Raw genomic sequence first — 22,310 nt, forward strand, 5'->3', positions numbered from 1 at the left:
GCATCGGCCGTGCATCACCCGGCCTTTCTCAGGGCGAAACGGCGATGCGAGGATGTGCGGGAGTTTCCGTCCCCCTCTGGAGCGTCATGGCTGAGACCGGCCACCGCAGGAACCACCGGCACCGGCCGCTGTCGGGCCGCGACCCGGGGCAGGCGCACCGCGCCGCGACCCCGCTGGAGCTGCTGTTCGACCTGACCTTCGTGGTCGCGTTCGGGACGGCCGCGAACGAGCTGGCGCACTACCTGGCGGAGGGCCACCTCGGCACGGCGGCCGGCGGCTTCGTCTTCGCGGTCGGGGCGGTCGCCTGGTGCTGGATGAACTACTCCTGGTTCGCCTCGGCCTACGACAATGACGACTGGGTGTTCAGGGTCGCCACCATGGTGCAGATGGTCGGCGTGATCGTGCTGACACTCGGCATCGAGGACATGTTCGCCTCCCTCGACCGGGGGACGACCATGGACAACCGGGTGATGGTGTTCGGGTACGTCGTGATGCGCACGTCCATGATCTTCCTGTGGGTGATGGCGGCCAGGCACGACCCCGCGCACGCGCCCGCGGCGCGCAAGTACGTGTGGACGATCAGTGCCGCGCAGGCCGGTTGGGTGGTGCTGGCGCTGCTGGCGCTGCCGGTGCCGTGGCTGCTGCCGTGCTGCGTCGCGCTGTTCGCCGTCGAGGTGGCCGGTCCCGTGCTGGCGGAGCGGCGCGGCGCCACGCCGTGGCACGCGCGGCACATCGCGGAGCGGCACGGCCTGCTGCTGCTGATCACGCTGGGCGAGGGGGTGTTCGGCACGGTCGCGGCGCTCAACGCGCTCGTGCACACCGAGCACCGCTGGACCGTGGACGCCGCGCTGCTCGCCGTGGCCGGCATCGGCCTGACGTTCGGCATCTGGTGGACGTACTTCGCCATCCCGTGGGCCGAGATGCTGGAGCGGCACCGGGAGCGGGCGTACGGGTGGGGCGTCGGGCACGTCCTGCTGTTCGGCTCCATCGCCGCCACCGGAGCGGGGCTGCACGTCGCGGCGTACTTCCTGGAGGGGGCCGCCGTCCTGGGCAGCACCGCGACGGTGCTGACGGTCGCGGTGCCCGTGTCGCTCTACGTTCTGGCGCTGTACGCGCTCTACCTGATCTTCATGCGGCACCGGGACCCGTTCCATCTGCTGCTCCTGGCGGGCACCGTGGGCGTGCTGGTGCTCGCCGTGGTGCTGGCCGGGCTGGGTGTGAGCATGGCGTGGTGCCTGGTGGTGCTGATGTTCGCGCCCGCCGTGACGGTGGTCGGGTTCGAGACGGTGGGGCACCGGCACCTGGCCGAGGCGATGCGCGAGGGCTGATCGGCGTGGCGGCTCAGTCGTTCTCCGCGGCGGCGGACGCCTCCTGGAAGTCGGCGATGGCCTCGCCGTGGTCCCTGGCCCAGGCCGTCAGCACCTCGATGGGCTCGATGAGGGTCCGGCCCAGGTCGGTGAGGCTGTACTCGACCCGCCGGGGCGCCTCGGCGCGGCGTTCGACCAGGCCGTACTCCTGGAGCCTGCGCAGCGTCTGGGTGAGCACCTTGCGTGAGACGCCGCCGATGAGGGCGGCGAGCTCGCCGTGCCTGCGCGGCCGCTGACCGAGCCCGAAGAGCACGAGCACGGACCACTTGTCGGCGAGGATCTCGACCGTCAGGCGGGTGGGGCAGTCGGAGAGGAAGGACGGTCCGGCGACGTTCTGCATGACATTCGAAGGTACCAGGAGGTAACCGGCGGCTCCGTAACGTCTTCTGTGAGCACGTAACCAGCAGCGATGCGGAGGAGTTCACCATGCCAAGAGTCGTCGTGTTCGACGAGTTCGGCGGGCCTGAGGTCATGCACGTCGTCGAGGAGCCGGTCATCGAGCCGGCGGCCGGGGAGGTGCGGGTCAGGATCGAGGCGTTCGCCGTGAACCCGCTCGACCAGATGATGCGTGCCGGCAACTCGCCGGCGCCCGTCCCGCTGCCGCACGCGCGCCTCGGCGTCGAGGGCACCGGCGTCGTGGACGCACTGGGCTCCGGGGTCGCGGGGCTGAGCGTCGGCGATCCGGTCATCCTGGTGGCCGTTCCCGACGCGAGCGCGCGGGGCAGCTACGCCGAATACACCACGCTCCCCGCGAGCCAGGTCATCCCCCGCCCGGCCGGGCTGTCGGTGCCGGAGGCGGCGGCCTTCTGGGTCGCCTGCTCCACCGCCTACGGCGCGCTCGTGGAGAAGGCGGGGATGCGGCCGGGCGACCACGTCCTCATCACGGCCGCGTCCGGCGGCGTCGGACGCGCGGCGATGCAGATCGCCGGCCAGATCGGCGCGGTGCCCATCGCCGTCACCCGGCAGCCCTCGCGGCGGGACGAGCTGCTCGCCGCCGGCGCCGCCGAGGTCGTCGCCACCCCGGACGTCGCCGGCGCCGTCCGTTCCCTCACCGGCGGGGCCGGCGCCGACATCGTCCTCGACCTGGTCAGGGGGCCCGGCCAGCAGGAGCTGGTGCAGGCGGCCAGGCCCGGCGGGACGCTGGTCGCCGCGGGCTTCCTGGACCCCAGGCCCACCCCGCCCCCGGCGGACGCGGCGGTCACGATCATCGACTACCGCAGCTTCGAGCACACCCTCGACCCGGTCGTGGTGCGGCGCATGGCGGCGTTCCTGACCGCGGGGGTGCGGCTCGGCGCGCTGCGGCCCGCGATCCACCAGGTGTTCACCCTCGACGACGTCGCCGAGGCGCACCGCCACCTGGAGAAGGGGCTGCACGCCGGGAAGAAGATCGTCGTCGAGGTCTGAGCGGGCTCCGCACCCTGCGACACTCCGGCCACTGTGCGCGATGGACAGGGCAGGAGACGCCGGAGGACGACCGCATCGGCGGCCCTGCGGCCCGTCTGAGCCGCGTCTCATCCGGCGCCCGGAGCAAGGCCGGGCGAGAGCTCGCGGGGCGCGGCGGCGATGACGGCGTCGAGCAGTTCGCGCGAGGCCACCAGCTCGTCGATGGCGCGGGAGATGCGTTCCCGCTGCTGCCGCAGGTCGTCGACGATCTCCGGGCAGACCGGCACGAGGTGGCCCGCCTTGACCCGGACGCAGGGCAGCACCTGCGCGATGGTCTCGGTGTTGAGCCCGGCCGACAGCAGGCGGCGGATGCGCATGACGGTGTCGATGTCGGACTCCTGGTAGTAGCGGTAGCCGCTGGCCGCCCGCTCCGGCCACAGCAGCCCCTGCTTCTCGTAGTACCGCAGCAGCCGCTCATGCACGCCGGTGCGCCGTGACAACTCCCCGATCCGCACGCTTCCTCCGAGTTGACTCTGACATGGATGTCAGAGCTTAACCTCCACCGCATGCAACGATCATCTCCGGCGATCGCCGCGCTGTGCGTGAGCGTCTTCGTCGTCGGCACCGCCGAGTTCCTGGTCGCCGGGCTGCTGCCGCAGATCGGGTCCGATCTGGGGGTCTCCGTCGCCGTGGCCGGGCAGGCGGTGACGGCCTACGCGATCGGCACGGTGATCGCCGGGCCGCTGGTGGCGATGCTCACCGTACGGCTGCCGCGCAAGGGCCTCATGCTCACGTTGATGGCGGTCTTCGCCGCGGGCAACGCGGTGAGCGCGCTGGCTCCGGGCTTCCCCACGCTGCTGGCCGGGCGGGTGCTGGCCTCGACCGGTCACGCCACGCTGTTCGCGCTGACGCTGATCGTGGCCACCACCGTGGCGGGCCCCGATCGCGCGGGGACGGCGATCGCCGCCGTGACCTCCGGCCTGACCGTGGCCAACCTGCTCGGCGTGCCCCTCGGCGCGGCGCTCGGCCAGGACCTGGACTGGCGGTTCCCGTTCGCCGTGCTGACCGCGCTGGCGCTGCTGTGCCTGGCGCTGATGGCGGTCACGCTGCCGCGCGTGGCGGCTCCGCCCACGAGCGTCGCGGCGGAGGTCGCGGTCCTGGCCACGCGGCCGGTGCTGATGTGCGTGGCCACCACGGCCGTCGGCTTCGCCGGGGTCGGCGCGGTGTTCACGTACGTCGCGCCGATGTTGACGCAGGTCAGCGGGTTCTCCCCGGCCGCCGTCTCCTGGCTGCTGCTGGCGTACGGGGTGGGCAGTCTCCTGGGCAACCTGGTGGCCGGGCGGCTGGCCGACCGGTCCGCGGGTGCGACGCTGCGCGGCGTCTTCGCGTGCCTGACGGTGCTGCTCGCCCTGCTGCCGCCGGCCGTGCTGCACCGGCCTGCGGCGGCGGTGGCGGTGCTGGGGCTCGGGCTGCTGGCCACCGCCACCGTCGCCCCGCTGCAGACGCTCATCCTGCGCCGCGCCGGCGCGGCTCCGACGCTGGCGGTCACCGTGAACGTGGCCGCGTTCATGCTGGCCCACGCGGTCGGGTCGGTGATCGGCGCCGGTGTCGTGTCCACCGCCGGGCTGCGCTGGACGGGCCTGGCCGGAGCCGCGCTCAGCCTCGCCGGGCTGCTGTTGTCCTACCTGGCCGTGCCCCGGCGCTCCCCACGCCCGCCCACCACAAACTCCGCAAGCCCGCCCACCACAAGCTCCACAAGCCCGCCCACCACAAGCTCCACAAGCCCGTCCGCCACAGTGAGGATGCTTCATGACCGCCGCCGCTGACCACTACGACCGGCTGCTCGCCCAGCACTACACCTGGATGCTGGGCGGCGACCTGGACGCCCTCGCAGCCGAGCAGGCCGACCTGCTGCGCGGCCTCGGCGTCACCCCGGCGGACGCGGGCGCGACCGCGGTCGACCTCGGGTGCGGGCCGGGCAACCAGAGCCTGGCCCTGGCCCGGCTCGGCTTCTCCCGCGTGCTGGCCGTGGACACCAGCGAAGTGCTGCTCGGCGAGCTGGCCGCCGCCGCCAGGGAGCTGCCCGCGATCAGCACCGTCCACGCCGACCTGCGCACCGCACTGCCTGCGATCACCCGGCCCGGCGAGGTCCGGGCCGTCGTCTGCATGGGCGACACGCTCACCCACCTGCCCGCCAAGGCCGACGTGACCGCGCTGCTCGCCGACGTCGCCACGGCCCTGGCCGGGGACGGCAGCCTGGTCGTCACCTACCGCGACCTCACCCGGCCGCTGACCGGGACCGACCGGTTCATCCAGGTGCGCGGCACCGCCGACAGGCTCCTCACCTGCTTCCTGGACTACCGCGACGACGACGTCGTCCTCGTCCACGACCTGCTGCACACCCGTACCGGCGAGACCTGGACCCAGCAGGTGAGCAGCTACCCCAAGCTCCGCCTCGGCGCGGACTGGCTCGCAGCGCAGTGCGCGGCGGTCGGGCTGGAGGTCCGGCGCGACGAGATCGGCCCGCGGGGCATGCGCCTGCTGACCGCCGTCAAAGCGGGCGCGTGAGTCCCTGCCTTCCCGGCTCGGTGGGGTAGGGCGCGCGTTCGAAGGCGGAGATCCCGGCCGGGGAGTGCTGGCCGGAGCCGTTGACCGGCAGGCGGCTGCCGTCCATGGCCGGATCCGCGTAGCGGGCGAACCACTCCTCGAGCCTGGCGCGCAGGTCGTGCAGCTCCGGCGGCTCCTCGCCGATCAGGTTGCGGCGCTCGCCGGGGTCCAGGGCGAGGTCGTACAGCTCGTGCGGGCCGTGGGGGTAGCGGTGCACGTACTTCCAGCGCGTGGTGCGGATCATCCGCACCGGGCCGTACTCGTCGTGCACCACCACCTCCCGCCGGGCGGCGGAGAACGGCCGCCCGGGGCCGCCTGCGTCGCAGGGCAGGCCGAGGTGGTCGAGCAGCGTCGGCCGGACGTCGTAGGCGGACAGCAGGGTGTCGCTGACCTGCCCGGCGGAGATGCGGCCCGGCTGGCTGGCGATGAACGGCACCATGACGGAGGAGTCGTACATGTTCTGCGGGAAGGTGCCGTTGCCCTTGCCCCAGATGCCGTGATGGCCGCAGTTGAAGCCGTTGTCGCTGGTGAAGACGACCAGGGTGGACGCGGTCAGGTCGTGGCGGCGCAGGGTCTCCATGACGCGCCCGATGCCGGCGTCCATGGCGGTGACGGCGGCGAAGTAGCCGATCAGGGCGGCCCGGGTGTCCGGTTCGCCGCCGACGGGCGCGCCGCCCTCGTCGTACGGCTGCCAGGGGTGCGGCGGCTCCCGCGGGCAGCTCTCGAAGACGCAGTTCGCGTAGAGCTGCTCGAACTGCGGCGGGTGCTGGCCCTTCCACGGCTTGTGCGGGGCGGTGTAGTGCAGCGACAGGTAGAACGGCGCCTCCTGGGACGCCTCGCGGTCGATGAACGCCTGCGCCTCGGCGGTGAGCACGTCGGTGAGGTAGCCGGGCACCTCGCGGCGCACCCCGTTGTCCCAGACGGGGGCGCCGTGGTACGGCCCTCCCCCGGACTCGTGCGCGTACCAGTGGACGAAGCCGGGACGGGGCCGGTCGTTGGCGCCGAGATGCCACTTGCCGACCAGGCCGAGCCGGTAGCCGGCCTCGGCCAGGTCGTCGGTGAACAGCCGCCGCCCCGCGAGGAAGTCGATCGCGCCGGGCCCGGCGTGGTGGGCGCTCAGCCAGTCGTGGACGCCGTGCCGCGACGGGATCTCGCCGGTGAACAGCGACGCCCTGGCCGGGGAGCAGACCGGGGAGGCGCAGAAGAACCGCGACAGCCGCAGCCCGGACTCCGCGAGCGCGTCCAGGTGCGGGGTGCGGATGTCGGCGTTGCCCGCGCAGCCCAGCGCCCACGGCCCCTGGTCGTCGCTGAGGATGAACAGGACGTTGGGCCGCCGGGGGTCACGGCTGGCCAAGGCGGTGCCGATCCGCGGCGACGAGCGGCTGGCCAAGGGGCTGCCGATCGGCGGCGACGAGCGGCTCGCCAAGGGGCAGCCGATCAGCGGCGACGAGCGCGGCCTCGCCGGTGTCCGCCGACGCGTAGGCGGCCAGCACGGTGGCCACCACCGCCCTGCCCACCTCGGGGCCGATGGCGGCGGGCCGCTCCCCGCGGACGGCGGCGGCGAAGTCGCGGAGCTGGTCGCGGAAGGCGAGGGCCACTTCCTGGTCGATGTCGCCGGGCTCGGCCAGTTGCCCGGCCCGGCCCCCGGTGGCCAGCCAGACGCCGTCGGCGCGGGAGGCCCGCAGCGTGCCGTGCGTGCCCAGGACCTCGATCTCGTCCACCTGCGGGATGGCGCCGGTGGTGACGGAGACGGTGACCAGCACGCCGTTGGCCAGCTCCAGGTGCAGCAGCCCTTCCGTCTCGACGGGCAGGCCGCGCTTCTCCAGCCGGGCGGTGACGCGGACGGCCGGCGCGCCGGCGAGCCAGGTGGAGCGGTCGACGCAGTGGGCGCCGATGTTCATCACGGCGCCGCCGCCCGCCAGCGCGGGGTCGAAGAACCAGGCCGGCCTGCGGTCGCGCCGGTAGTCGGTGGCTCGCCGGTCGACGATGGCGACCGGGCGGCCGATCTCGCCGGACGCGACGACCTCGTGCGCCTTCCTGGTGATCGGCAGGTAGTGCTGGACGTGCCCGAGGAAGAGCACCACCCCGGCCTCGGCGCAGGCGGCGGCCATGGCGTCGCAGTCGGCGAGCGTGGTGGCCATCGGCTTCTCCATCAGCACGTGCACCCCGGCCGCCGCCGCGTCGAGCGCGGGCGCCAGGTGCAGGGCGTGCGGGGTGCAGACGATCAGCGCGTCCACCTCGTCCAGCATGCTGAGGTGGCCGGGGTGCGCCTGCGCGCCGCTGCGCGCGGCCAGCTCGGCGGCCCTGGCCTGGTCCACGTCGCAGACGGCGGCGACGCGCACCTCGCCGGGCATGGCCAGCGCGGCCTGCGCGTGCAGGGCGGCCACTCCGCCGGCGCCGAGCAGGCCGAGTCGAACAACACTCATCGCTTTCCTTCACGTCAGGGGGTCGGCGTGACCACCTTGACCGAAGTCATCCCTAAATTCAACCCTTCTTGACGGAAGGACTTCCGGTCGAGTCGCGGATCACCAGGCGGGGCACGATGAGGTGCTGCCGGAGCGGCGCTTCGGGGCGGGCCAGGCGGTGCAGGATCGTGTCCACGGCCAGCCTGCCGACGTCGGCCTTGGCCGGGGAGATCGCGGTGAGCGGCACCTCCGACAGGTCGGCCACCTCGTCGTCGTAGCCGATCACCGACAGGTCGCCCGGCACCCGCAGGCCCCGCCGCAGCGCCGCGCCGACCAGCAGCGTCGCCTCCCGGTCGGCGAAGCAGATCGCCGCCGTCGCGCCGGCGTCGAGCAGCACGCCGAGGTAGTCCTCCGCGTCGGCCGCGCTCCAGCGCGGCAGCGTGCGCTCGGCCGCCGGGGCGAGGCCGCCGTCGGCCAGCGCCTGCGTGAAGCCCTGGACGACCTGCTCGGAGTGCGGGCTGGTACGCGCCATGTAGGCGACGGCGGTGTGCCCGAGCGAGAGCAGGTGACGCGCGCCGAGGTAGCCGCCGGCCCCGTGGTTGGAGCAGACGAACTCGTAGACGTCGCCGCCCGACCGCAGCCTGCGCTCGACCAGCACCGTGGGCAGCGGCAGCGCGTCGAGGTAGGCGTGCGCGTCGGGCCGCCGCCCCAGCTCGGGCACCAGCAGCAGGGCCTCGGCCCCGGCGGCGAGCATGCCCTCGACGCCCTTCTCCTCCTGCGCGGCGTCGTAGCCGGTGCTGCGCAGCAGCATCTGGCAGCCCCGCGCCGACAGCTCCTCCTCGATGCCCGCGATGATGCGCGGGTAGTAGTACGTCATCGACGGCACGGCCACCCCGATCACCGGGCCGGCCGCCGGCACGTCGTGCTTGACGTAGGTGCCCGAGCCCTGCTTGCGGTAGACGAGCCCCTCGCTGACCAGCAGGTCGATCGCCCTGCGCACGGTGTTGAGACTGACCTCCTGCTCCTTGGCGAGCTGCTGCTCGGTGGGCAGGCGGCCCTCCGGCCACCGCACCTCCGCGATGCCCCGGCGCAGCTCGTCCGCGAGCACGCGGAACTTCTGCCTGCGTTCGTTCATGCCACCTCCGTGGGCATTGTGGCCGACTTCGGCGGCGCCCCGGCGCCTGAGCGGCCCGCGGGGTTGTATCGCCTCCGTAACGACAGAATTCATTCCTATGAATCTGTTGACCATAGCGGATGAATGTGCGCAGAATCCTCCACAACGTTCCCGCAAGCAACGGTGGTTCCGCGATGAGACTCCACACCCCGGGCGCAGCCGCCCTCGCCGTACTCCTCCTGGGCAGCACAGCGTGCGGCGGCGCGGACGGCGAAGCCGGCGCCGCCGCGGAGTTCACCTACTGGTCGATGTACAAGCAGGACGAGGTCCGCGCCAAGATCGTGCAGGACGCGGTCACCGCGTTCACCAAGGAGACCGGGATCAAGGTCAACGTGGTCTTCCAGGGCCGCGAGAACCTCAAGAAGCTGCAGCCGACGCTGATCGGCGGCAACGTCGGCGCCGACCTGGTGGACGGCGCCGCGTTCAACGTGCTCAACATGCTGCAAGCGACCGGCAACGCCGCCGACCTGTCCGACGTGTACGCCGCCACCGTCCCCGGCGAGACCAGGACCGTCGCCGACGTGGTGCCCGACACCTACGAGCGGCTCGTCACCGACGGCGGCGCCAAGTACCTGGTGCCGGTCGCCGTCCACTCCTGGCAGGTCTTCTACGACGCCAAGCGGCACCCCGAGCTGGCCGAGCAGCCGCCGCGGACGTTCGACGAGCTGCTGGCCGTGGCCGGCGAGCTGAAGCGGAAAGGCAGGACGCCCCTCGCCCTCGACGGCGACGTGGCGGGCTACCCGCCCAAGTGGACCGCCACCCTGCTGATCCGCGAGCTCGGCCCCGGCGGGCTGGCCAAGGTGCTCCAGGACAGGAGCGGCGCGGGCTTCGACGACCCCAAGGTGCTCAAGGCCGCCGCCTACATGGAACAGCTCGGCAAGGGCGGCCTCTGGGCCGACGGCTGGGACGCCAGCAAGTTCCCCGCGATCCAGCAGAAGTGGGCGCAGGGCGAGTCCGACCTGCTGTTCATGGGCACCTGGGCGCCCAGCGAGACCGGCGAGGTCGCGGGCGAGGGCTTCGAGTACCGCTCCTTCCCCTTCCCCCAGACCGAGGCGGGCTTCGACTCCCAGGAGACGACCCTGTACGGCTTCGCGGTGCCCGCGAAGTCCCGGCACGCCGAGCAGGCCAAGAAGTTCATCGCCTACTTCCTGAACCAGAAGTGGATGAACCGCATCCCGGCCGAGGACAAGGTGCTCAGCGCCCGCACCGACACCAGCACCCCGCCGGAGCTGGCCGACACCAAGAAGGCGCTCGACGCCGCCACGACGGCGCACTTCGCGCTGGACGGGGTGCGCGGCATGGGCGACTGGGAGACCAAGATCTTCAACCCGCTGTCGAAGGAGATCCTGTCCGGCAGGCTCACGGGCGCGGAGTTCGTGGCGCGGCTCAAGGCCGAGACCGTCGAGTGGTGGAAGGTCAACGCCTGATGGCGGTCGAGGCCGTCCCCGTCCCGGTGACGCGGGCCGCCGCCGCGGAGTCCAGCCCGCTGGCCCGCTCCAGGCGGCGGCTCTACTGGCCGCTCGTGCTGCCCGCGCTGGTCGTCTACGTGGCGGTGTTCATGCTGCCCGGCCTGCTCACGGTGGCGCTGAGCTTCACCAAGTGGGCGGGCTCAGGCCCGGTCGAATGGGTGGGCCTGGCCAACTACCGCAGGCTCTGGTACGACGACGTCTTCGCCTCGTCGCTGGTCAACACCATGCTCATCCTGTTCGGGGTGGGCGCGCTGACGTTCCTGTTCAGCTTCGGGCTGACGGTGCTGCTGCGCGAGATGGCGGGGCGCAAGTTCGTCCGCGCGGTCATCTTCTTCCCCAACGCGGTCTCGGCGCTGGCCATCTCGATCCTGTGGGGCTTCCTGTTCCAGGCGGACGGCCTGATCAACGGGCTGCTCGGCGCGATGGGCATCGACGCGGTGCCCCGGTGGCTGTCCGACGACAACCTGTTCCTCGTCATCTGCGCGGGCCTCGTCTGGGTGAACACCGGCTTCTACACCACCATCCTGATGGCGGCCGTGGACCGCATCCCTGCCTACCTGTACGAGGCGGCCGACCTGGAGGGCGCCACGTCGTGGCAGAAGTTCCGCGCCATCACCCTGCCGCTGATGTGGGACGCGGTCGCGGTGAGCGCGACCCTCTGGGCGATCAGCGCCATCAAGATCTTCGAGTTCATCTACGTGTTCGCGGGGGCGGCCGGCTCGGTGCCGACCACCAAGGCCTGGACGCTGTCGCTGTACGCCTACGCCGAGGCGTTCCAGCCGACCGGCGAGTCCAGGTTCGGCGCGTCGGCGGCGGCCACGGTGGTGACGCTCGTCCTCATCGTCGTGCTGACCCTGCTGACCAGGCGGGTCACCCGCCGCGACAGCCTGGAGTACTGACCATGGCCCCTGTCCCCCTCCGCCTGCGCCCGCGGCACGCCGGGTTCGCCGTCGTCTGGCTCGTCGTGGCCTTCGACGTCCTGGTGCTGCTGTGGATGCTGCTCTCCTCGCTCAAGACGGCCAAGGAGATCTTCGCCAGCCCCTTCTCGCTGCCCGCCACGTGGCAGCTCGACAACTGGGCCCGCGCCTGGCAGGTCAGCGAGTTCGGGCCGGCCATCCTGCGGACCGTGGTCGTGGTCGCCGCCACCGCGGCGGGCACCGTCGCCCTCGCCGCGCCCGCCGCCTACGCGCTCAGCCGCTTCCGCACCAGGAGCGCCTCGCCGCTCACGTCGTTCTTCGCGCTGGGCCTCGGCATCCCGGTGCAGGCGATCATGTTGCCGCTGTTCGTGGCGTTGTCGCAGGTGGGGCTGGTCAACAGTCTCGGCGGTCTGATCATCGTCTACGTGGCGACGTCCGTGCCGTTCGCCGTGTTCTTCCTGACCGCCTTCTTCCGCAACCTGCCGGGCGACCTGGAGGAGGCCGCGGCCATCGACGGGGCGACGCCGTGGCGTACGTACTGGCAGATCATGCTGCCGCTCGCCCGCTCCGGGATCGTCACGCTGCTGATCCTCAACGTCATCCAGCACTGGTCCGAGGGGTTGCTGTCGCTGATCTTCCTGCAGGATCCGGCGCAGCAGACGCTTCCGCTGGCGCTGCTCGGGTTTCTGACGCGGGTGCAGTACAGCGGGGCCGACTGGGGCGGGTTGTTCGCCGCGCTCGGGATCGTCATCCTGCCGCTGCTGGTCATCTATGTGTGGCTCGGACGGCGGATCATCGAAGGGATGACGCTGGGGAGCGGGAAGTGAACGCGCCGGCGGCCCTGGCTTGACCCGTCGAGCGGCGACGGGCCGCCCCCGTAGACTGCCGCCATGACCACGGAGTCGTCCCCGCTCACCATCGCCCAGCTCGCCGAGCTGGCCGGCGTCTCCACCGCGACGGTCTCCAAGGTCGTGAACGGCCGCTCCGAAGTCTCCTCACAGACCCGCGCCGCCGTGGAAGAGCTGATCCGCCGGCACGGCTACCGCCGCCAGCGCCGCCGCTCCACCCCGACCGGCCTCTTGGAGCTGGTCTTCCACGCCCTCGAAGGCGACTACCCCGTCGAGATCACCAAGGGCGTGGCGCAGGTCGCCCGCGAGCACGACCTCACGGTGGGCATCTCGGACCTGCGCCGCGACCACACCGCCGCCGACGCCTGGCTGGAGGGCGTGTTACGGCGCCGCCCGAGCGGCGTGATCGCGGTGTTCTCCGGCCTGACCGAACCGCAGCACGAACTGCTCGCCCGCCGCGAAATCCCCCTCGTCCTGCTGGACCCGGCCGACGTTCCGGCACGGGACATCCCGTCGGTCGGGGCCGGTAACTGGAACGGCGGCCTCACCGCCACCCGCCACCTCCTCGAACTCGGCCATCGCCGCATCGCCATCCTCACCGGCCCCGACTCCGCGCTGCCCAGCCGAGCGCGCCTGGACGGTTACCGGACCGCCCTCGACATGGCGGGCGTCCCCGCCGATCCGGCGCTCATCGGGCGGGGCGACTTTCTCATCGAAGGCGGCCTGGCCGAAGCGCACCGCCTGCTACGCCTGCCCGACCCGCCCACCGCCATCTTCGCCACCAACGACGGACAGGCCACCGGCGTCTACCACGCCGCCCACCAGCTCGGCCTGCGCATCCCCGCCGACCTCAGCGTCATCGGCTTCGACGACATGCCCTCCATCCGGTGGACCATCCCCCCGCTCACCACCATCCGCCAGCCCCTCACCGACATGGCCGCCGCCGCCACCACGATGCTGCTGACCCTCGCTCAAGGCGAGCCGCTGCCGCAGAACCGCGTCGAACTGGCCACCGAACTCGTCGTCCGCGAAAGCACCGCACCGCCCGCCGCCTGAGCGCCGCAAACCGCTCAGGGCAGCAGGACGATCCTGCCGCGGAGGTGCCCCTGCTCCAGCCGCTCGAACGCGGCCCGGACGTCGTCCAGCCGGTACGTGGCCGCGATCGGCACCTCCAGCTCCCCGGCGGCCACCAGCGCGGCGAGCTCGGCCAGCAGCGCCGCGCTCTTGACGGAGCTGCCGTCGGCCTTGACCCCGTACTCGGCCACGGCGGCGAAGTCGGCGATCGTGTTGACGCGCTCCGGCGGCACCCCCAGCTCGACGGCGAGCGCCACGTACCCGTCGCCGTAGGTGTCGACGAACGCGTCCACACCGGCCTCGCGCAGCCGTTCCTCCAGGCCGTCCCCGTAGGCGACGGCGCGGACGCCGTGCGCGGCCAGCCACTCGTGATGGGCGGGCCCGGCGATGCCGATCACCTCGGCCCCGGCCCGCCTGGCGAGCTGGACGGCGATCGAGCCGACGCCGCCCGCCGCGCCCGACACCGCCACCGTGTCGCCCGGCCGCGGCGAGACCGCGCGCACCGCCGCCCAGGCCGTGCATCCGGCGATGGCCAGCGACCCGGCCACCTCCCACGGCACGTTCTCCGGCTTGGGCGTGAGGTCGCCCGCCCGCACGAGGACGTATTCCGCATGGCTGGCCCGGTCGTCGGTGAAGCCGATGACCTCGCTCCCCGGCGCGGGGCCGGTCACGCCGGGGCCGGTGCTGACGACGATCCCGGCCAGGTCGCTGCCCTCGCCCGAGGGGAACGTGGCGGGCCACCGGTCGTGCAGCAGCCCTTCGCGGATCTTCGCCTCGCCGGGGTTCACGGCCGCCGCCTTGACCTGGACCAGCACCTGGCCGGCCGCGGGCTCGGGAATCGGGACGTCGGCCACGCGCAGGACGTCAGGACCGCCGTACTCGTCGAATCGCACTGCCTTCGCCATGCCCGGCTCCTACCCGGCCCGGGGACCGCCGAGTCGATCGTCCTCTCGCAGATAATCTCCAGCGGGATGGTTTGGGTAGGCTGGCAGGCATGACAGCGATGGCTCCCGCGCGTACAGAAACAGACCTGTCCTTCCTGCTCGACCACACCGGCCATGTGCTGCGCACGCAGATGTCGGCGGCGCTGGCCGAGATCGGGCTGACGGCGCGCATGCACTGCGTGCTGGTGCACGCCCTGGAGGAGGAACGCACGCAGATCCAGCTCGCCGAGATCGGCGACATGGACAAGACCACGATGGTGGTGACCGTGGACGCGCTGGAGAAGGCGGGCTACGCCGAGCGCCGCCCGTCCAGCACCGACCGGCGGGCCAGGATCATCGCGGTCACCGAGGCGGGCGCGGAGGTCGCCAGGCGCAGCCAGCAGATCGTGGACGGCGTGCACAGGGCGGCGCTCGAGGCGTTGCCTGACGACGAGCGCGAGGTGCTCGTCCGGGCCCTGAACCGCCTGGCCGGCGGGCATCTCGCGACCCCCGCGGAGGGCACGCAGCAGGCCCGCAGAGCACGGGAGCGCGCAAAGTAAGTTCGTAAAGGATCGTCTGCAACGGAACTATCTGCTACGGTCTCTCTTGTCGACCTGAGACGGGAGAGACCCATGTCTAATGTGCTCAATTCGCGCTGGACCGCGCTGGGCGTGCTGTCCGCGACCGGACTGATGACGGTTCTGGACGGCAGCATCGTGACGGTGGCGATGCCGGCCATCCAGCGGGATCTGGACTTCTCAGCCGCCGGGCTGAGCTGGATCGTCAACGCCTACCTGATCCCCTTCGGCGGCCTGCTGCTCCTGGCGGGCCGCCTGGGCGACCTGATCGGGCGGCGGGCGATGTTCCTGGCCGGGAACGCGGTCTTCACGGCCGCCTCCGTGCTGGCGGGCGCGGCCTCCGACGCCGGCCTGCTGATCGCCGCCCGTTTCCTCCAGGGCGTGGGCAGCGCGCTGGCCTCCGCCGTGGTGCTGGGCATCCTGGTGACGCTGTTCACGGAGCCGGCCGAACGCGGCAAGGCGATCGCGATCTTCAGCTTCACCGGGGCGGCCGGCGCCTCCATCGGGCAGGTGGTGGGCGGCGTGCTCACCGACGCGCTGAGCTGGCCGTGGATCTTCTTCATCAACGTGCCGATCGGGCTGGTCACCATCCTGCTCGCGCTGCCGGCGCTGCCCGCCGACCGCGGCGCCGGTCTGTCCGCCGGGGCCGACGTGATCGGCGCCCTGCTCGTGACGTCCGGCCTGATGCTGGGCATCTACACGATCGTCAAGGTCGAGGAGTACGGCTGGCTCGCCGCCCACACCCTGGGCCTCGGCGCGCTCTCGATCGCCCTGCTCGGCGGCTTCGTGGCGCGGCAGGCCACCGCCAAGGCCCCGCTGATGCCGCTGCGGATCCTGCGCTCGCGCAACGTGGCCGGCGCCAACCTGGCGCAGATGCTGAGCCTGTCGGGGATGTTCGCCTTCCAGGTGCTCGTCGCGCTCTACATGCAGCGGGTCCTCGGCTACGGCGCCCTGGAGACCGGCCTGGCCATGCTGCCCGCCGCGGTGGGCATCGGCACGCTGTCGCTGTTCGTCTCCGCCCGGGTCATCGCCCGGTTCGGCGCCCGTACGGTGCTGGTCGCCGGTCTGGTGCTGCTCGTCGCGGCGATGCTGCTGCTCACCCGGATCACCGTGGACACCGGCTACCTCACCCACCTGCTGCCCCCGATGCTGCTGATCGCGGGCGGCGGGCTGATGCTGCCCGCGCTGGCCACGCTGGCGATGTCCGGCGCTCAGGACAGCGACGCGGGGCTGACCTCCGGATTGTTCAACACCACGCAGCAGGTGGGCATGGCCGTGGGGGTGGCGGTGCTGTCCACGATGGCCGCCTCGCGCACCGGCGAGCTGCTCGCGGCCGGGGCCGGTGAGGCCGCCGCGCTCACCGGCGGGTACCGGCTCGCGTTCGGCATCTCCGCGGGGCTGCTGGTGGCGGCGCTCGTGGTGGCGCTCACCGTCCTGCGCCGCCCCGCCGGCGAGCCCGCCTCCGAGGTGCGGCCCTCCGTGACCGTCTGAGCCCGCGGCCTTCCCTGCCCGGCCCGCCCCCCTGGCGCGCCGGGCCTAGGGTTTTCTCGGATCCGGTCCCGGATGCGATCGCCGCCGCCTTGCCGCACTCTGTGCATGCCGCCGAGGCCGATCGATCGAGGAGGAACGTTGTCGTACCTGCGTAATCCAAGCTTCGAGGCCCCCGACATCGCGCCCTGGACGCGGATGAACCAGGCGGGCTCCGTGCAGTACAAGATCTGGGGCACCAGCGACGCCAGATCCGGCGACGCCGTCCTCGTCATGAGCACGAGCCAGGCGGAGGGCTCGGTCGCCCAGGACTTCACCGCCACCGGGCCGCCCGCGAGCGTCTCCTGCTTCGCCTGGGTCAGGTCGGGCTCCCAGCAGCCGGTCAAGGCGTCGCTCACGATCTGGGACCTCGGCGTCAACCGCGCGGTGTCCGCCAGGTTCACGGCCACGCCTGAGTGGCGGCTCGTGACCTGCGCGATGGACACCTCGGGAACCTCGCCGAAGCAGATCCGCGTCGAGTTCTACCTGCACACGGTGAACAGGGAACTCTGGATCGACAGCGTGAACGCATTCTGAGCACAAAACAGACAAATGCATACATACTGGACGTGGCGGGTAGGGGTCCGAGTAGGGGATCGATTGCCCACCCCTGAGGACGCCTCTGCTGCGGTACGCGGTCGGGGGCGTTCTCATGCCCCGCGGGCCACCACCACCTCCTCGGTGTCCTTGGCCCGGGTGGCCCAGAAGTAGGCCAGCGCCCCCGCGAACAGCACGATCGACGTCCACTGGTTGATCCGCAGCCCCAGCAGCAGCACCGCGTGGTCCACCCCGCCCACCGGGTCGATCCGCAGCCCCTCGATCCAGAACCGCCCGAACGTGTAACCCGCCACGTACAGCGCGAACAGGCGGCCGTGGTGCAGCACGAACCGCCGGCCGATCAGGATCAGCGCGAAGCCGAGCGCCGCATCCCACAGCGACTCGTACAGGAACGTCGGGTGGTAGAGCACGCCCGGCTGGCCGCCGTGCGCCTGGTCGATCTCCAGGCCCCAGGGCAGCATGGTCGGGCTGCCGTACAGCTCCTGGTTGAACCAGTTGCCCCAGCGGGCGATCGCCTGCCCGAACGCGATGCCCGGCGCGACCGTGTCGGCCACCGCGCCGAGCGACAGCCCACGGCGGCGGCACGCCAGCCACACGCCGACGCCGCCGAGCGCGACCGCGCCCCAGATGCCGAGGCCGCCCTCCCAGATGTACAGCGCCTGGATCGGCTCCTTGACCGCGCGCGGGCCGAAGTAGGTCTGCCAGTCGACGATGACGTGGTAGAGGCGACCACCGATCAGGCCGAAGATCACCGCGGGGACCGCGATGTCGTACATCGTGCCCTTCTCGCCGCCGCGGGCGCGCCATCGGCGCTCGCTCAGCCAGGCCCCGACGACGATCCCGAGGATGTGACACAGCGCGTAGGCCCGGATCGGGATGAACCCGATGTCCCAGACCGCTTCCGAGGGGCTCGGAATCAAGGCGAGGCCCATGGAGGAGAGGTTAACCGAAGCCGCGCCCCCCGTAGTTAACGAGTAAGACTCTTTCGTGCGGCCACGTCCACGAGAGGAGCCGGATCATGACTTCGAACGGCAGCCGCGGCGCGGGCATCTCCGTCGCCGTCGTCGGCGGCGGGATCGGCGGGCTCACGGCCGCGCTGGCGCTGCTGCGCCTCGGCATCGACGCGCACGTGTACGAGCAGGCCGCCGAGCTGAGCGAGGTCGGAGCGGGCGTGCAGATCAGCCCGAACGCCTCGCGCGTCCTGCACGGGCTCGGCCTCGCCGAGGACCTCGCCAGGACGGGCGTCAAGCCGGCGGCCCTGCACCAGCGGCGCTGGGACGACGGCCGCACCCTCACCCGCGCCCCGCTCGCCGGGCCGCTGGAGGAGACCTTCGGCTTCCCCCACTACCTGATGCACCGCGCCGACCTGCTCGCCGCGCTCGCCGCCCGCCTACCCGCCGGACGGATACGGCTCGGACACCGCCTCACCGGCCTCACCGACCACGGCGACCGGGTCGAGGCACGCTTCGCCAACGGCGCACGCGTCGAGGCCGGCGTGCTGGTGGGCGCGGACGGCATCCACTCCCCCACCCGCGCCCTGCTCTTCGGCCCCGAGCACCCGCGCTTCACCGGCTGCGTCGCCTACCGCGGCCTGGTGCCCGCAGAACGGCTGCGCGCTCTCGAACTGGAGACCACGACGCAGCTCTGGATGGGGCCAGGCGGGCACTTCGTGCACTACTTCGTCGCCGGCGGGCGGCTGGTCAACTTCGTGGCCATCACCGAGCAGGACACCTGGACGCGCGAGTCCTGGACCGACCGGCGCGCCGCCGCCGACGCGCTCGCCACGTTCGAGGGCTGGCACCCGCAGGTCAGGGCCATCATGGAGGCGGTGGACGAGACGTACCTGTGGGCGCTGTTCGACCGCACCCCGCTGCCGCGCTGGAGCACCGGCGGGGTGACGCTGCTGGGGGACGCCTGCCACGCGATGCTGCCGTTCATGGCGCAGGGCGCGGCCATGGCGATCGAGGACGCCGCCACCCTCGCCGCCTGCCTCGCCTCCGAGGGGCGTCCGGGTTTGGGCCGGTACGAGGCGGAGCGCGTTCCTCGTACGGCGCGGGTGCACGCGCTGTCCACCGCCAACAAGGCGCGGTTTCATCTTCCGGACGGGCCTGAGCAGCGGGAACGGGATGCGGGGATGGCGGCGGGGGCGTCCGGGCTGTCGCTCGACGCCATGGCCTGGATCTACGGGCACGACGCCTTCGGCCATTCCACCCGGTAGCACGCTGGGGCGCTGGGGCGCAGCCTCAGGCCACCCGGTAACGCGACGCCTCGGCGGTGCGCAGCGTCAGGCCGTGACCGGGCGCGTCCGTGTGGGGCCTGGCCAGCCCTCCGGACGGATCGGCGGCCCCGTCGAACAACTCCGCCTCGATCCGCTGATGATCGTGGAACCATTCGACGTGCCGCAGCCCGGCCGTGGCCGCCGCAACCGGAAGATGCAGGTTCGGAGCGCAATGCGCCGACACCTCCAGATGGTGCCCGTCCGCCACAGCGGCGGCGGCGAACCAGCCGCTGTAGCCACCACACCGCGTAGCGTCGATCTGCAGGCAGTCCACCGCCCGCGCCTGACACATGCGGGTGAAGTACCCCGGGTCGCAGCCGTACTCGCCCGCCGCGACATCGGCGTCGCAACGCTCCCGCACCAGACGCAGCCCGGCCAGGTCGTCGGAGGACACGGGCTCCTCGAACCAGGTGACGTCCTGCTCACGCATCCGCTCGGCGACGCGGACGGCCTGCTTGGCGGTGTAGCCGCCGTTGGCGTCCACGTACAGCTCGGCGTCCTGACCGATGGTGCGGCGGGCCAGCGCCACCCGGTGCAGGTCGCGGTCGGGACGGCTGCCGTATGACTCACCGATCTTGATCTTGACACGGCCGATGCCCTGCTCATGCACCCAGTGCGTGAGCTGCCCGACGGTGGCGGCGTCGTCGTACGTGGTGAACCCGCCCGAACCGTACAGCGGCACCTCTTCCCTCGCCATCCCCCACAACCGGGTCAGCGGCACCCCGATGAGGCGCGCCTTGAGATCCCACAACGCCACATCCACGGCCGAAACCGCGTAACCGGCGACACCGGGACGACCCGCGTTGCGCACCTGACGCGTCAGAGCGGCGAAGATCGCCGGGATGCCGTCGGGATCGGCGCCCTTCAGCGTGCCCGCCAGCGCCTCTGTGACGAACGCCGCCGCGGCGGCCGGCGCATACGTCCACCCCGTCCCCATAACGCCCGCCGCCGACACGGTGACCACCACCATCGTGGTCGACTCCCACGCCAGCGTCCCATCCCCCTCGGGACACTCGGTGGGAACGCGGTAGGCCGCCGCCGTGACCTCGTCGATCGTGCTCATGCGGCTCTCATCCCCCGGACGGGCGCGGCTACCCCACGGTCACCGTCCGAACGGTTATAAGGCGGCGTGCGGCGAGCGCACCTGTGGGAAAGTTGGGGCCTCGTACGGTCCGTCCAGGCCACCGTCTGCGGGGTCGAGGAGGTAGCGACGCGTGGCTCACCCGTATGGCCCGTGGAGACCCGAGGTGTCGGGGATCGACCCCGCCCGCATGGACACGTTCGTCGCCGCCCTCGACCGCGCCTGCGCGGACGTCGCCGAACAGACCCAGGCCATCAGAGCGGAGCTGACGCGCCTCGGGGTCGGCACGCTGACGCTGACCCCGTTCGCCGAGATCGAACGCTGGGCGCGCGGCCAGGTCCCCAAACTCCAGGCCCGCAACGCCACCATCCGCAAGCGAGTGCCGGGCTGGACGCCGGGCATCGTGACGTACGACGAGGCGGCCATGCCGTACGCCACGCCTGAGGAGTCGCGCCGCGAAGGCGCCGCCATGGGCGCCCTCTACCGGCAGTACGCGCAGGCGGCCGAACTCGGCATGAGCAGCCCCCGGCCCAACTCCGCCGTGCGGCGCTTCACGGAGCTTCTGGAGCGCATCCTGGCGCACCAGTCCGATCCCGACTTCGCGGCGGCCTTCTTCGGGGAGCTGGGGACGGCGGGAACCCTTGCGGTACCCAAGGACATCCTCGACCTGTTCGGGCCCGCCGCTCCTGGCATTCCGGTGCGGGACGAAGAGAAAAAACTGCTGGGCGAATTCAGCCGGATGTTCGCCGCCGCCTCCACCGCTTCGCCGCCGGATCCGCGGTTTCCTCAGGTGATGAGTGATATCGAGCAGGGTGGGGAGGGGGTGGATTCCGAATCGTTGTCGTGGCTGGTTAGTGAGGGGGCGTTTCCTACTCAGTGGCTTACTGCTGTGGCTCGGCGGCATTTGGACAACGGGCGGGTTGATGTCACCGGGCGGTTCTTGAGTGGTCTTTCGCATAATGTGGTGGCGGCTCGTGCTGTTGTCACGGATTTGGTGGGGTTGGCTGCGCAGGTGGGGAAGGATCCGGAGGCGAGTGAGGCTTTTGGGCGGGTCCTGGCGGCGGCTTCGGGGGTTTATGACGAGCGGGACGGGGCGCATAGTGAGGGGGCGGCGGCGTTTGCGTTCGGGGTTATTACTCGGGGGCCTGAGCTGGTGACGAACGATGTCATGCGGAAGCACTTCGCGGAGATCGCCGGGGCTTACGCCACCGAGTTCGCAGCAGGAGCTCAGGTGCAGGATCCGGACTCGCAATTGCCGAGCCGTTTCGGTCACTTCGACGACGAACTCGTTGGAACCAACCCGATGTTCCGCCTATCACTCGCCGACAGTTACCGCTTTCTCAAGACCTTCGCGGACACCAACAGCAACATGGAGCCCTTCAATAAGGGCATGGCAGCGCTCACGCAGCGGCTCTTCGACGCTGGAGTGCGCGCCGACCGCCACCTGCTGGCCTTCCCCGCCCCGGACCGGCGTCAGCAGGACACAGCCGTCGAACTGGTCTTCGCCCGGCTCGGCGCGGTGGCGGGTCTGCAGTTCGCCGCGATGAAGGCCGTCAGGGGCACCGCGGACATCAAGGACCAGGAGGAGGTCGAGCGCTTCGGACAAGTGCTGGACAAGGGCATGGACGCGGGCATGCTGTTCCTCCCCGCCACAGGGGGAATGCCGGCGGCGGCGGGCTGGATGTTCCTGAGCTGGGGGATCAAGGACGGCATCGGAGCCATGATGGAGCCGGACCTGCGGATGCCTGAAGTCAACAAGCAGGAGCTGGCGCACGCACGCGGGGTCCTCTACGAGATCGCCGCCGGGCTGGTCGCGCAAGGCTACACCGCGGAGAATCCGCCCGTCGGGTTCCGGCCTCCGACCGACCCCCTCATCGTCGATGAGCACAGACGGCTGCGACCGTATGGGGAGATCAGCGCCGACCCGCAGGCCACCAAGGCCTTTCTGTCGTGGATGAAGGAGAACGGAAGCCTCGACGACGAGGCCGACCGCCGGATGCTGGGCAAGATGGCCGCCAGGGCGGCCAGGCAGTTCGCCGGGGAACGGGACAACGTGGAGAATCACCTGTCCACGATTGATCCCGAACTCAAGGAGGTGCTGGAAGGCAAATGACTCTGCTT

General features: G+C 71.7%; 21 protein-coding genes. 13 read left to right on the forward strand and 8 right to left on the reverse strand.

Annotated elements, in window-relative coordinates:
- Window positions 1-86 precede the first annotated feature (86 nt).
- Window positions 87-1,328, forward strand: coding sequence for a low temperature requirement protein A (locus ABD331_RS38235; RefSeq protein ID WP_344486406.1), 1,242 nt, complete (start codon window positions 87-89; stop codon window positions 1,326-1,328).
- 13 nt (window positions 1,329-1,341) lie between these two features.
- On the opposite strand, the gene ABD331_RS38240 is transcribed toward ABD331_RS38235, so the two are convergent.
- A complete protein-coding gene (locus ABD331_RS38240) occupies window positions 1,342-1,707 on the reverse strand; it encodes a winged helix-turn-helix transcriptional regulator (protein WP_344486409.1) in 366 nt (121 codons plus the stop codon).
- 86 nt (window positions 1,708-1,793) lie between these two features.
- Between ABD331_RS38240 and ABD331_RS38245 the strand changes: the two genes are divergently transcribed.
- Window positions 1,794-2,771 (forward strand): zinc-dependent alcohol dehydrogenase family protein, encoded by a 978-nt coding sequence (locus ABD331_RS38245; RefSeq protein WP_344486411.1) that lies wholly within the window; start codon window positions 1,794-1,796, stop codon window positions 2,769-2,771.
- A 107-nt stretch (window positions 2,772-2,878) separates the two neighbouring features.
- Here the strand turns inward: ABD331_RS38245 and ABD331_RS38250 are convergent, their stop codons facing one another.
- The gene (locus ABD331_RS38250) at window positions 2,879-3,265 is read right to left on the reverse strand and encodes a MerR family transcriptional regulator (protein WP_344486414.1); all 387 of its coding nucleotides are present in this window, start codon (window positions 3,263-3,265) and stop codon (window positions 2,879-2,881) included.
- A gap of 51 nt (window positions 3,266-3,316) precedes the next feature.
- Between ABD331_RS38250 and ABD331_RS38255 the strand changes: the two genes are divergently transcribed.
- Both ABD331_RS38255 and ABD331_RS38260 read left to right on the forward strand, forming a co-directional pair.
- Entirely contained in the window at window positions 3,317-4,576 is a 1,260-nt protein-coding gene (locus ABD331_RS38255; protein ID WP_344486417.1) for an MFS transporter, read from the forward strand.
- On the forward strand, window positions 4,560-5,318 hold the full coding sequence (locus ABD331_RS38260) for a class I SAM-dependent methyltransferase (protein ID WP_344486420.1): 759 nt from the start codon (window positions 4,560-4,562) through the stop codon (window positions 5,316-5,318). Before ABD331_RS38255 ends, ABD331_RS38260 begins: the two co-directional genes overlap by 17 nt.
- Here ABD331_RS38260 and ABD331_RS38265 read toward each other — a convergent pair.
- The 3 genes from ABD331_RS38265 to ABD331_RS38275 are packed head-to-tail and all read right to left on the reverse strand — an operon-like array spanning window position 5,302 to window position 8,897.
- Window positions 5,302-6,711 carry a sulfatase family protein gene (locus ABD331_RS38265; RefSeq protein WP_344486423.1) on the reverse strand — a complete coding sequence of 470 codons (1,410 nt, stop codon included), beginning with the start codon at window positions 6,709-6,711 and terminating at the stop codon, window positions 5,302-5,304. The genes ABD331_RS38260 and ABD331_RS38265 overlap by 17 nt on opposite strands.
- A complete protein-coding gene (locus ABD331_RS38270; protein ID WP_344486426.1) occupies window positions 6,698-7,783 on the reverse strand; it encodes a Gfo/Idh/MocA family protein in 1,086 nt (361 codons plus the stop codon). Before ABD331_RS38270 ends, ABD331_RS38265 begins: the two co-directional genes overlap by 14 nt.
- A gap of 58 nt (window positions 7,784-7,841) precedes the next feature.
- Window positions 7,842-8,897, reverse strand: a complete 1,056-nt coding sequence (locus ABD331_RS38275) for a substrate-binding domain-containing protein (protein WP_344486429.1) — start codon at window positions 8,895-8,897, stop codon at window positions 7,842-7,844.
- A gap of 173 nt (window positions 8,898-9,070) precedes the next feature.
- On the opposite strand from ABD331_RS38275, the gene ABD331_RS38280 reads away from it, so the two are divergent.
- The 4 genes from ABD331_RS38280 (at window position 9,071) to ABD331_RS38295 (ending at window position 13,226) form a co-directional block, all read left to right on the forward strand.
- On the forward strand, window positions 9,071-10,363 hold the full coding sequence (locus ABD331_RS38280) for an ABC transporter substrate-binding protein (protein WP_344486432.1): 1,293 nt from the start codon (window positions 9,071-9,073) through the stop codon (window positions 10,361-10,363).
- On the forward strand, window positions 10,345-11,304 hold the full coding sequence (locus tag ABD331_RS38285; protein WP_344486434.1) for a carbohydrate ABC transporter permease: 960 nt from the start codon (window positions 10,345-10,347) through the stop codon (window positions 11,302-11,304). Before ABD331_RS38280 ends, ABD331_RS38285 begins: the two co-directional genes overlap by 19 nt.
- Window positions 11,305-11,306: 2 nt before the next feature.
- On the forward strand, window positions 11,307-12,149 hold the full coding sequence (locus tag ABD331_RS38290) for a carbohydrate ABC transporter permease (protein ID WP_344486437.1): 843 nt from the start codon (window positions 11,307-11,309) through the stop codon (window positions 12,147-12,149).
- Between the two features lie 63 nt (window positions 12,150-12,212).
- Window positions 12,213-13,226 (forward strand): LacI family DNA-binding transcriptional regulator, encoded by a 1,014-nt coding sequence (locus tag ABD331_RS38295; RefSeq protein ID WP_344486440.1) that lies wholly within the window; start codon window positions 12,213-12,215, stop codon window positions 13,224-13,226.
- Between the two features lie 14 nt (window positions 13,227-13,240).
- Here the strand turns inward: ABD331_RS38295 and ABD331_RS38300 are convergent, their stop codons facing one another.
- Window positions 13,241-14,149 carry an NADP-dependent oxidoreductase gene (locus tag ABD331_RS38300; protein ID WP_344486443.1) on the reverse strand — a complete coding sequence of 303 codons (909 nt, stop codon included), beginning with the start codon at window positions 14,147-14,149 and terminating at the stop codon, window positions 13,241-13,243.
- An 89-nt stretch (window positions 14,150-14,238) separates the two neighbouring features.
- Here ABD331_RS38300 and ABD331_RS38305 point away from each other — a divergent pair, with 89 nt between their 5' ends.
- From ABD331_RS38305 to ABD331_RS38315, 3 genes are all read left to right on the forward strand, one after another.
- Complete coding sequence (locus tag ABD331_RS38305; RefSeq protein WP_344486446.1) at window positions 14,239-14,727, forward strand: MarR family winged helix-turn-helix transcriptional regulator; 489 nt, start codon at window positions 14,239-14,241, stop codon at window positions 14,725-14,727.
- 72 nt (window positions 14,728-14,799) lie between these two features.
- Complete coding sequence (locus tag ABD331_RS38310) at window positions 14,800-16,236, forward strand: MFS transporter (RefSeq protein ID WP_344486449.1); 1,437 nt, start codon at window positions 14,800-14,802, stop codon at window positions 16,234-16,236.
- Between the two features lie 138 nt (window positions 16,237-16,374).
- A complete protein-coding gene (locus tag ABD331_RS38315) occupies window positions 16,375-16,809 on the forward strand; it encodes a carbohydrate binding domain-containing protein (protein ID WP_344486452.1) in 435 nt (144 codons plus the stop codon).
- A gap of 113 nt (window positions 16,810-16,922) precedes the next feature.
- On the opposite strand, the gene lgt is transcribed toward ABD331_RS38315, so the two are convergent.
- Window positions 16,923-17,762 (reverse strand): prolipoprotein diacylglyceryl transferase, encoded by an 840-nt coding sequence (lgt, locus tag ABD331_RS38320; RefSeq protein WP_344486455.1) that lies wholly within the window; start codon window positions 17,760-17,762, stop codon window positions 16,923-16,925.
- Between the two features lie 86 nt (window positions 17,763-17,848).
- On the opposite strand from lgt, the gene ABD331_RS38325 reads away from it, so the two are divergent.
- Window positions 17,849-19,048, forward strand: a complete 1,200-nt coding sequence (locus ABD331_RS38325) for an FAD-dependent monooxygenase (protein WP_344486458.1) — start codon at window positions 17,849-17,851, stop codon at window positions 19,046-19,048.
- Window positions 19,049-19,073: 25 nt separating this feature from the next.
- On the opposite strand, the gene ABD331_RS38330 is transcribed toward ABD331_RS38325, so the two are convergent.
- Window positions 19,074-20,171: an enolase C-terminal domain-like protein gene (locus ABD331_RS38330; protein ID WP_344486461.1), complete on the reverse strand. Its 1,098-nt coding sequence runs from the start codon at window positions 20,169-20,171 to the stop codon at window positions 19,074-19,076.
- Window positions 20,172-20,379: 208 nt separating this feature from the next.
- Between ABD331_RS38330 and ABD331_RS38335 the strand changes: the two genes are divergently transcribed.
- Window positions 20,380-22,302 carry a hypothetical protein gene (locus ABD331_RS38335; protein WP_344486464.1) on the forward strand — a complete coding sequence of 641 codons (1,923 nt, stop codon included), beginning with the start codon at window positions 20,380-20,382 and terminating at the stop codon, window positions 22,300-22,302.
- Window positions 22,303-22,310: the final 8 nt, after the last annotated feature.

The sequence above is a fragment of the Nonomuraea monospora genome (assembly GCF_039531895.1).
Classification (GTDB): domain Bacteria; phylum Actinomycetota; class Actinomycetes; order Streptosporangiales; family Streptosporangiaceae; genus Nonomuraea; species Nonomuraea monospora.

Coding starts and splice junctions, on each gene's coding strand:
- ABD331_RS38290 (WP_344486437.1), top strand. CDS start 11,307: ATGGCCCCTGTCCCCCTCCGCCTGCGCCCGCGGCACGCCGGGTTCGCC.
- ABD331_RS38335 (WP_344486464.1), top strand. CDS start 20,380: ATGGACACGTTCGTCGCCGCCCTCGACCGCGCCTGCGCGGACGTCGCC.
- ABD331_RS38305 (WP_344486446.1), top strand. CDS start 14,239: ATGACAGCGATGGCTCCCGCGCGTACAGAAACAGACCTGTCCTTCCTG.
- ABD331_RS38235 (WP_344486406.1), top strand. CDS start 87: ATGGCTGAGACCGGCCACCGCAGGAACCACCGGCACCGGCCGCTGTCG.
- ABD331_RS38245 (WP_344486411.1), top strand. CDS start 1,794: ATGCCAAGAGTCGTCGTGTTCGACGAGTTCGGCGGGCCTGAGGTCATG.
- ABD331_RS38295 (WP_344486440.1), top strand. CDS start 12,213: ATGACCACGGAGTCGTCCCCGCTCACCATCGCCCAGCTCGCCGAGCTG.
- ABD331_RS38240 (WP_344486409.1), bottom strand. CDS start 1,707: ATGCAGAACGTCGCCGGACCGTCCTTCCTCTCCGACTGCCCCACCCGC.
- ABD331_RS38255 (WP_344486417.1), top strand. CDS start 3,317: ATGCAACGATCATCTCCGGCGATCGCCGCGCTGTGCGTGAGCGTCTTC.
- ABD331_RS38260 (WP_344486420.1), top strand. CDS start 4,560: ATGACCGCCGCCGCTGACCACTACGACCGGCTGCTCGCCCAGCACTAC.
- ABD331_RS38330 (WP_344486461.1), bottom strand. CDS start 20,171: ATGAGCACGATCGACGAGGTCACGGCGGCGGCCTACCGCGTTCCCACC.
- ABD331_RS38275 (WP_344486429.1), bottom strand. CDS start 8,897: ATGAACGAACGCAGGCAGAAGTTCCGCGTGCTCGCGGACGAGCTGCGC.
- ABD331_RS38325 (WP_344486458.1), top strand. CDS start 17,849: ATGACTTCGAACGGCAGCCGCGGCGCGGGCATCTCCGTCGCCGTCGTC.
- ABD331_RS38300 (WP_344486443.1), bottom strand. CDS start 14,149: ATGGCGAAGGCAGTGCGATTCGACGAGTACGGCGGTCCTGACGTCCTG.
- ABD331_RS38310 (WP_344486449.1), top strand. CDS start 14,800: ATGTCTAATGTGCTCAATTCGCGCTGGACCGCGCTGGGCGTGCTGTCC.
- ABD331_RS38270 (WP_344486426.1), bottom strand. CDS start 7,783: ATGAGTGTTGTTCGACTCGGCCTGCTCGGCGCCGGCGGAGTGGCCGCC.
- ABD331_RS38280 (WP_344486432.1), top strand. CDS start 9,071: ATGAGACTCCACACCCCGGGCGCAGCCGCCCTCGCCGTACTCCTCCTG.
- lgt (WP_344486455.1), bottom strand. CDS start 17,762: ATGGGCCTCGCCTTGATTCCGAGCCCCTCGGAAGCGGTCTGGGACATC.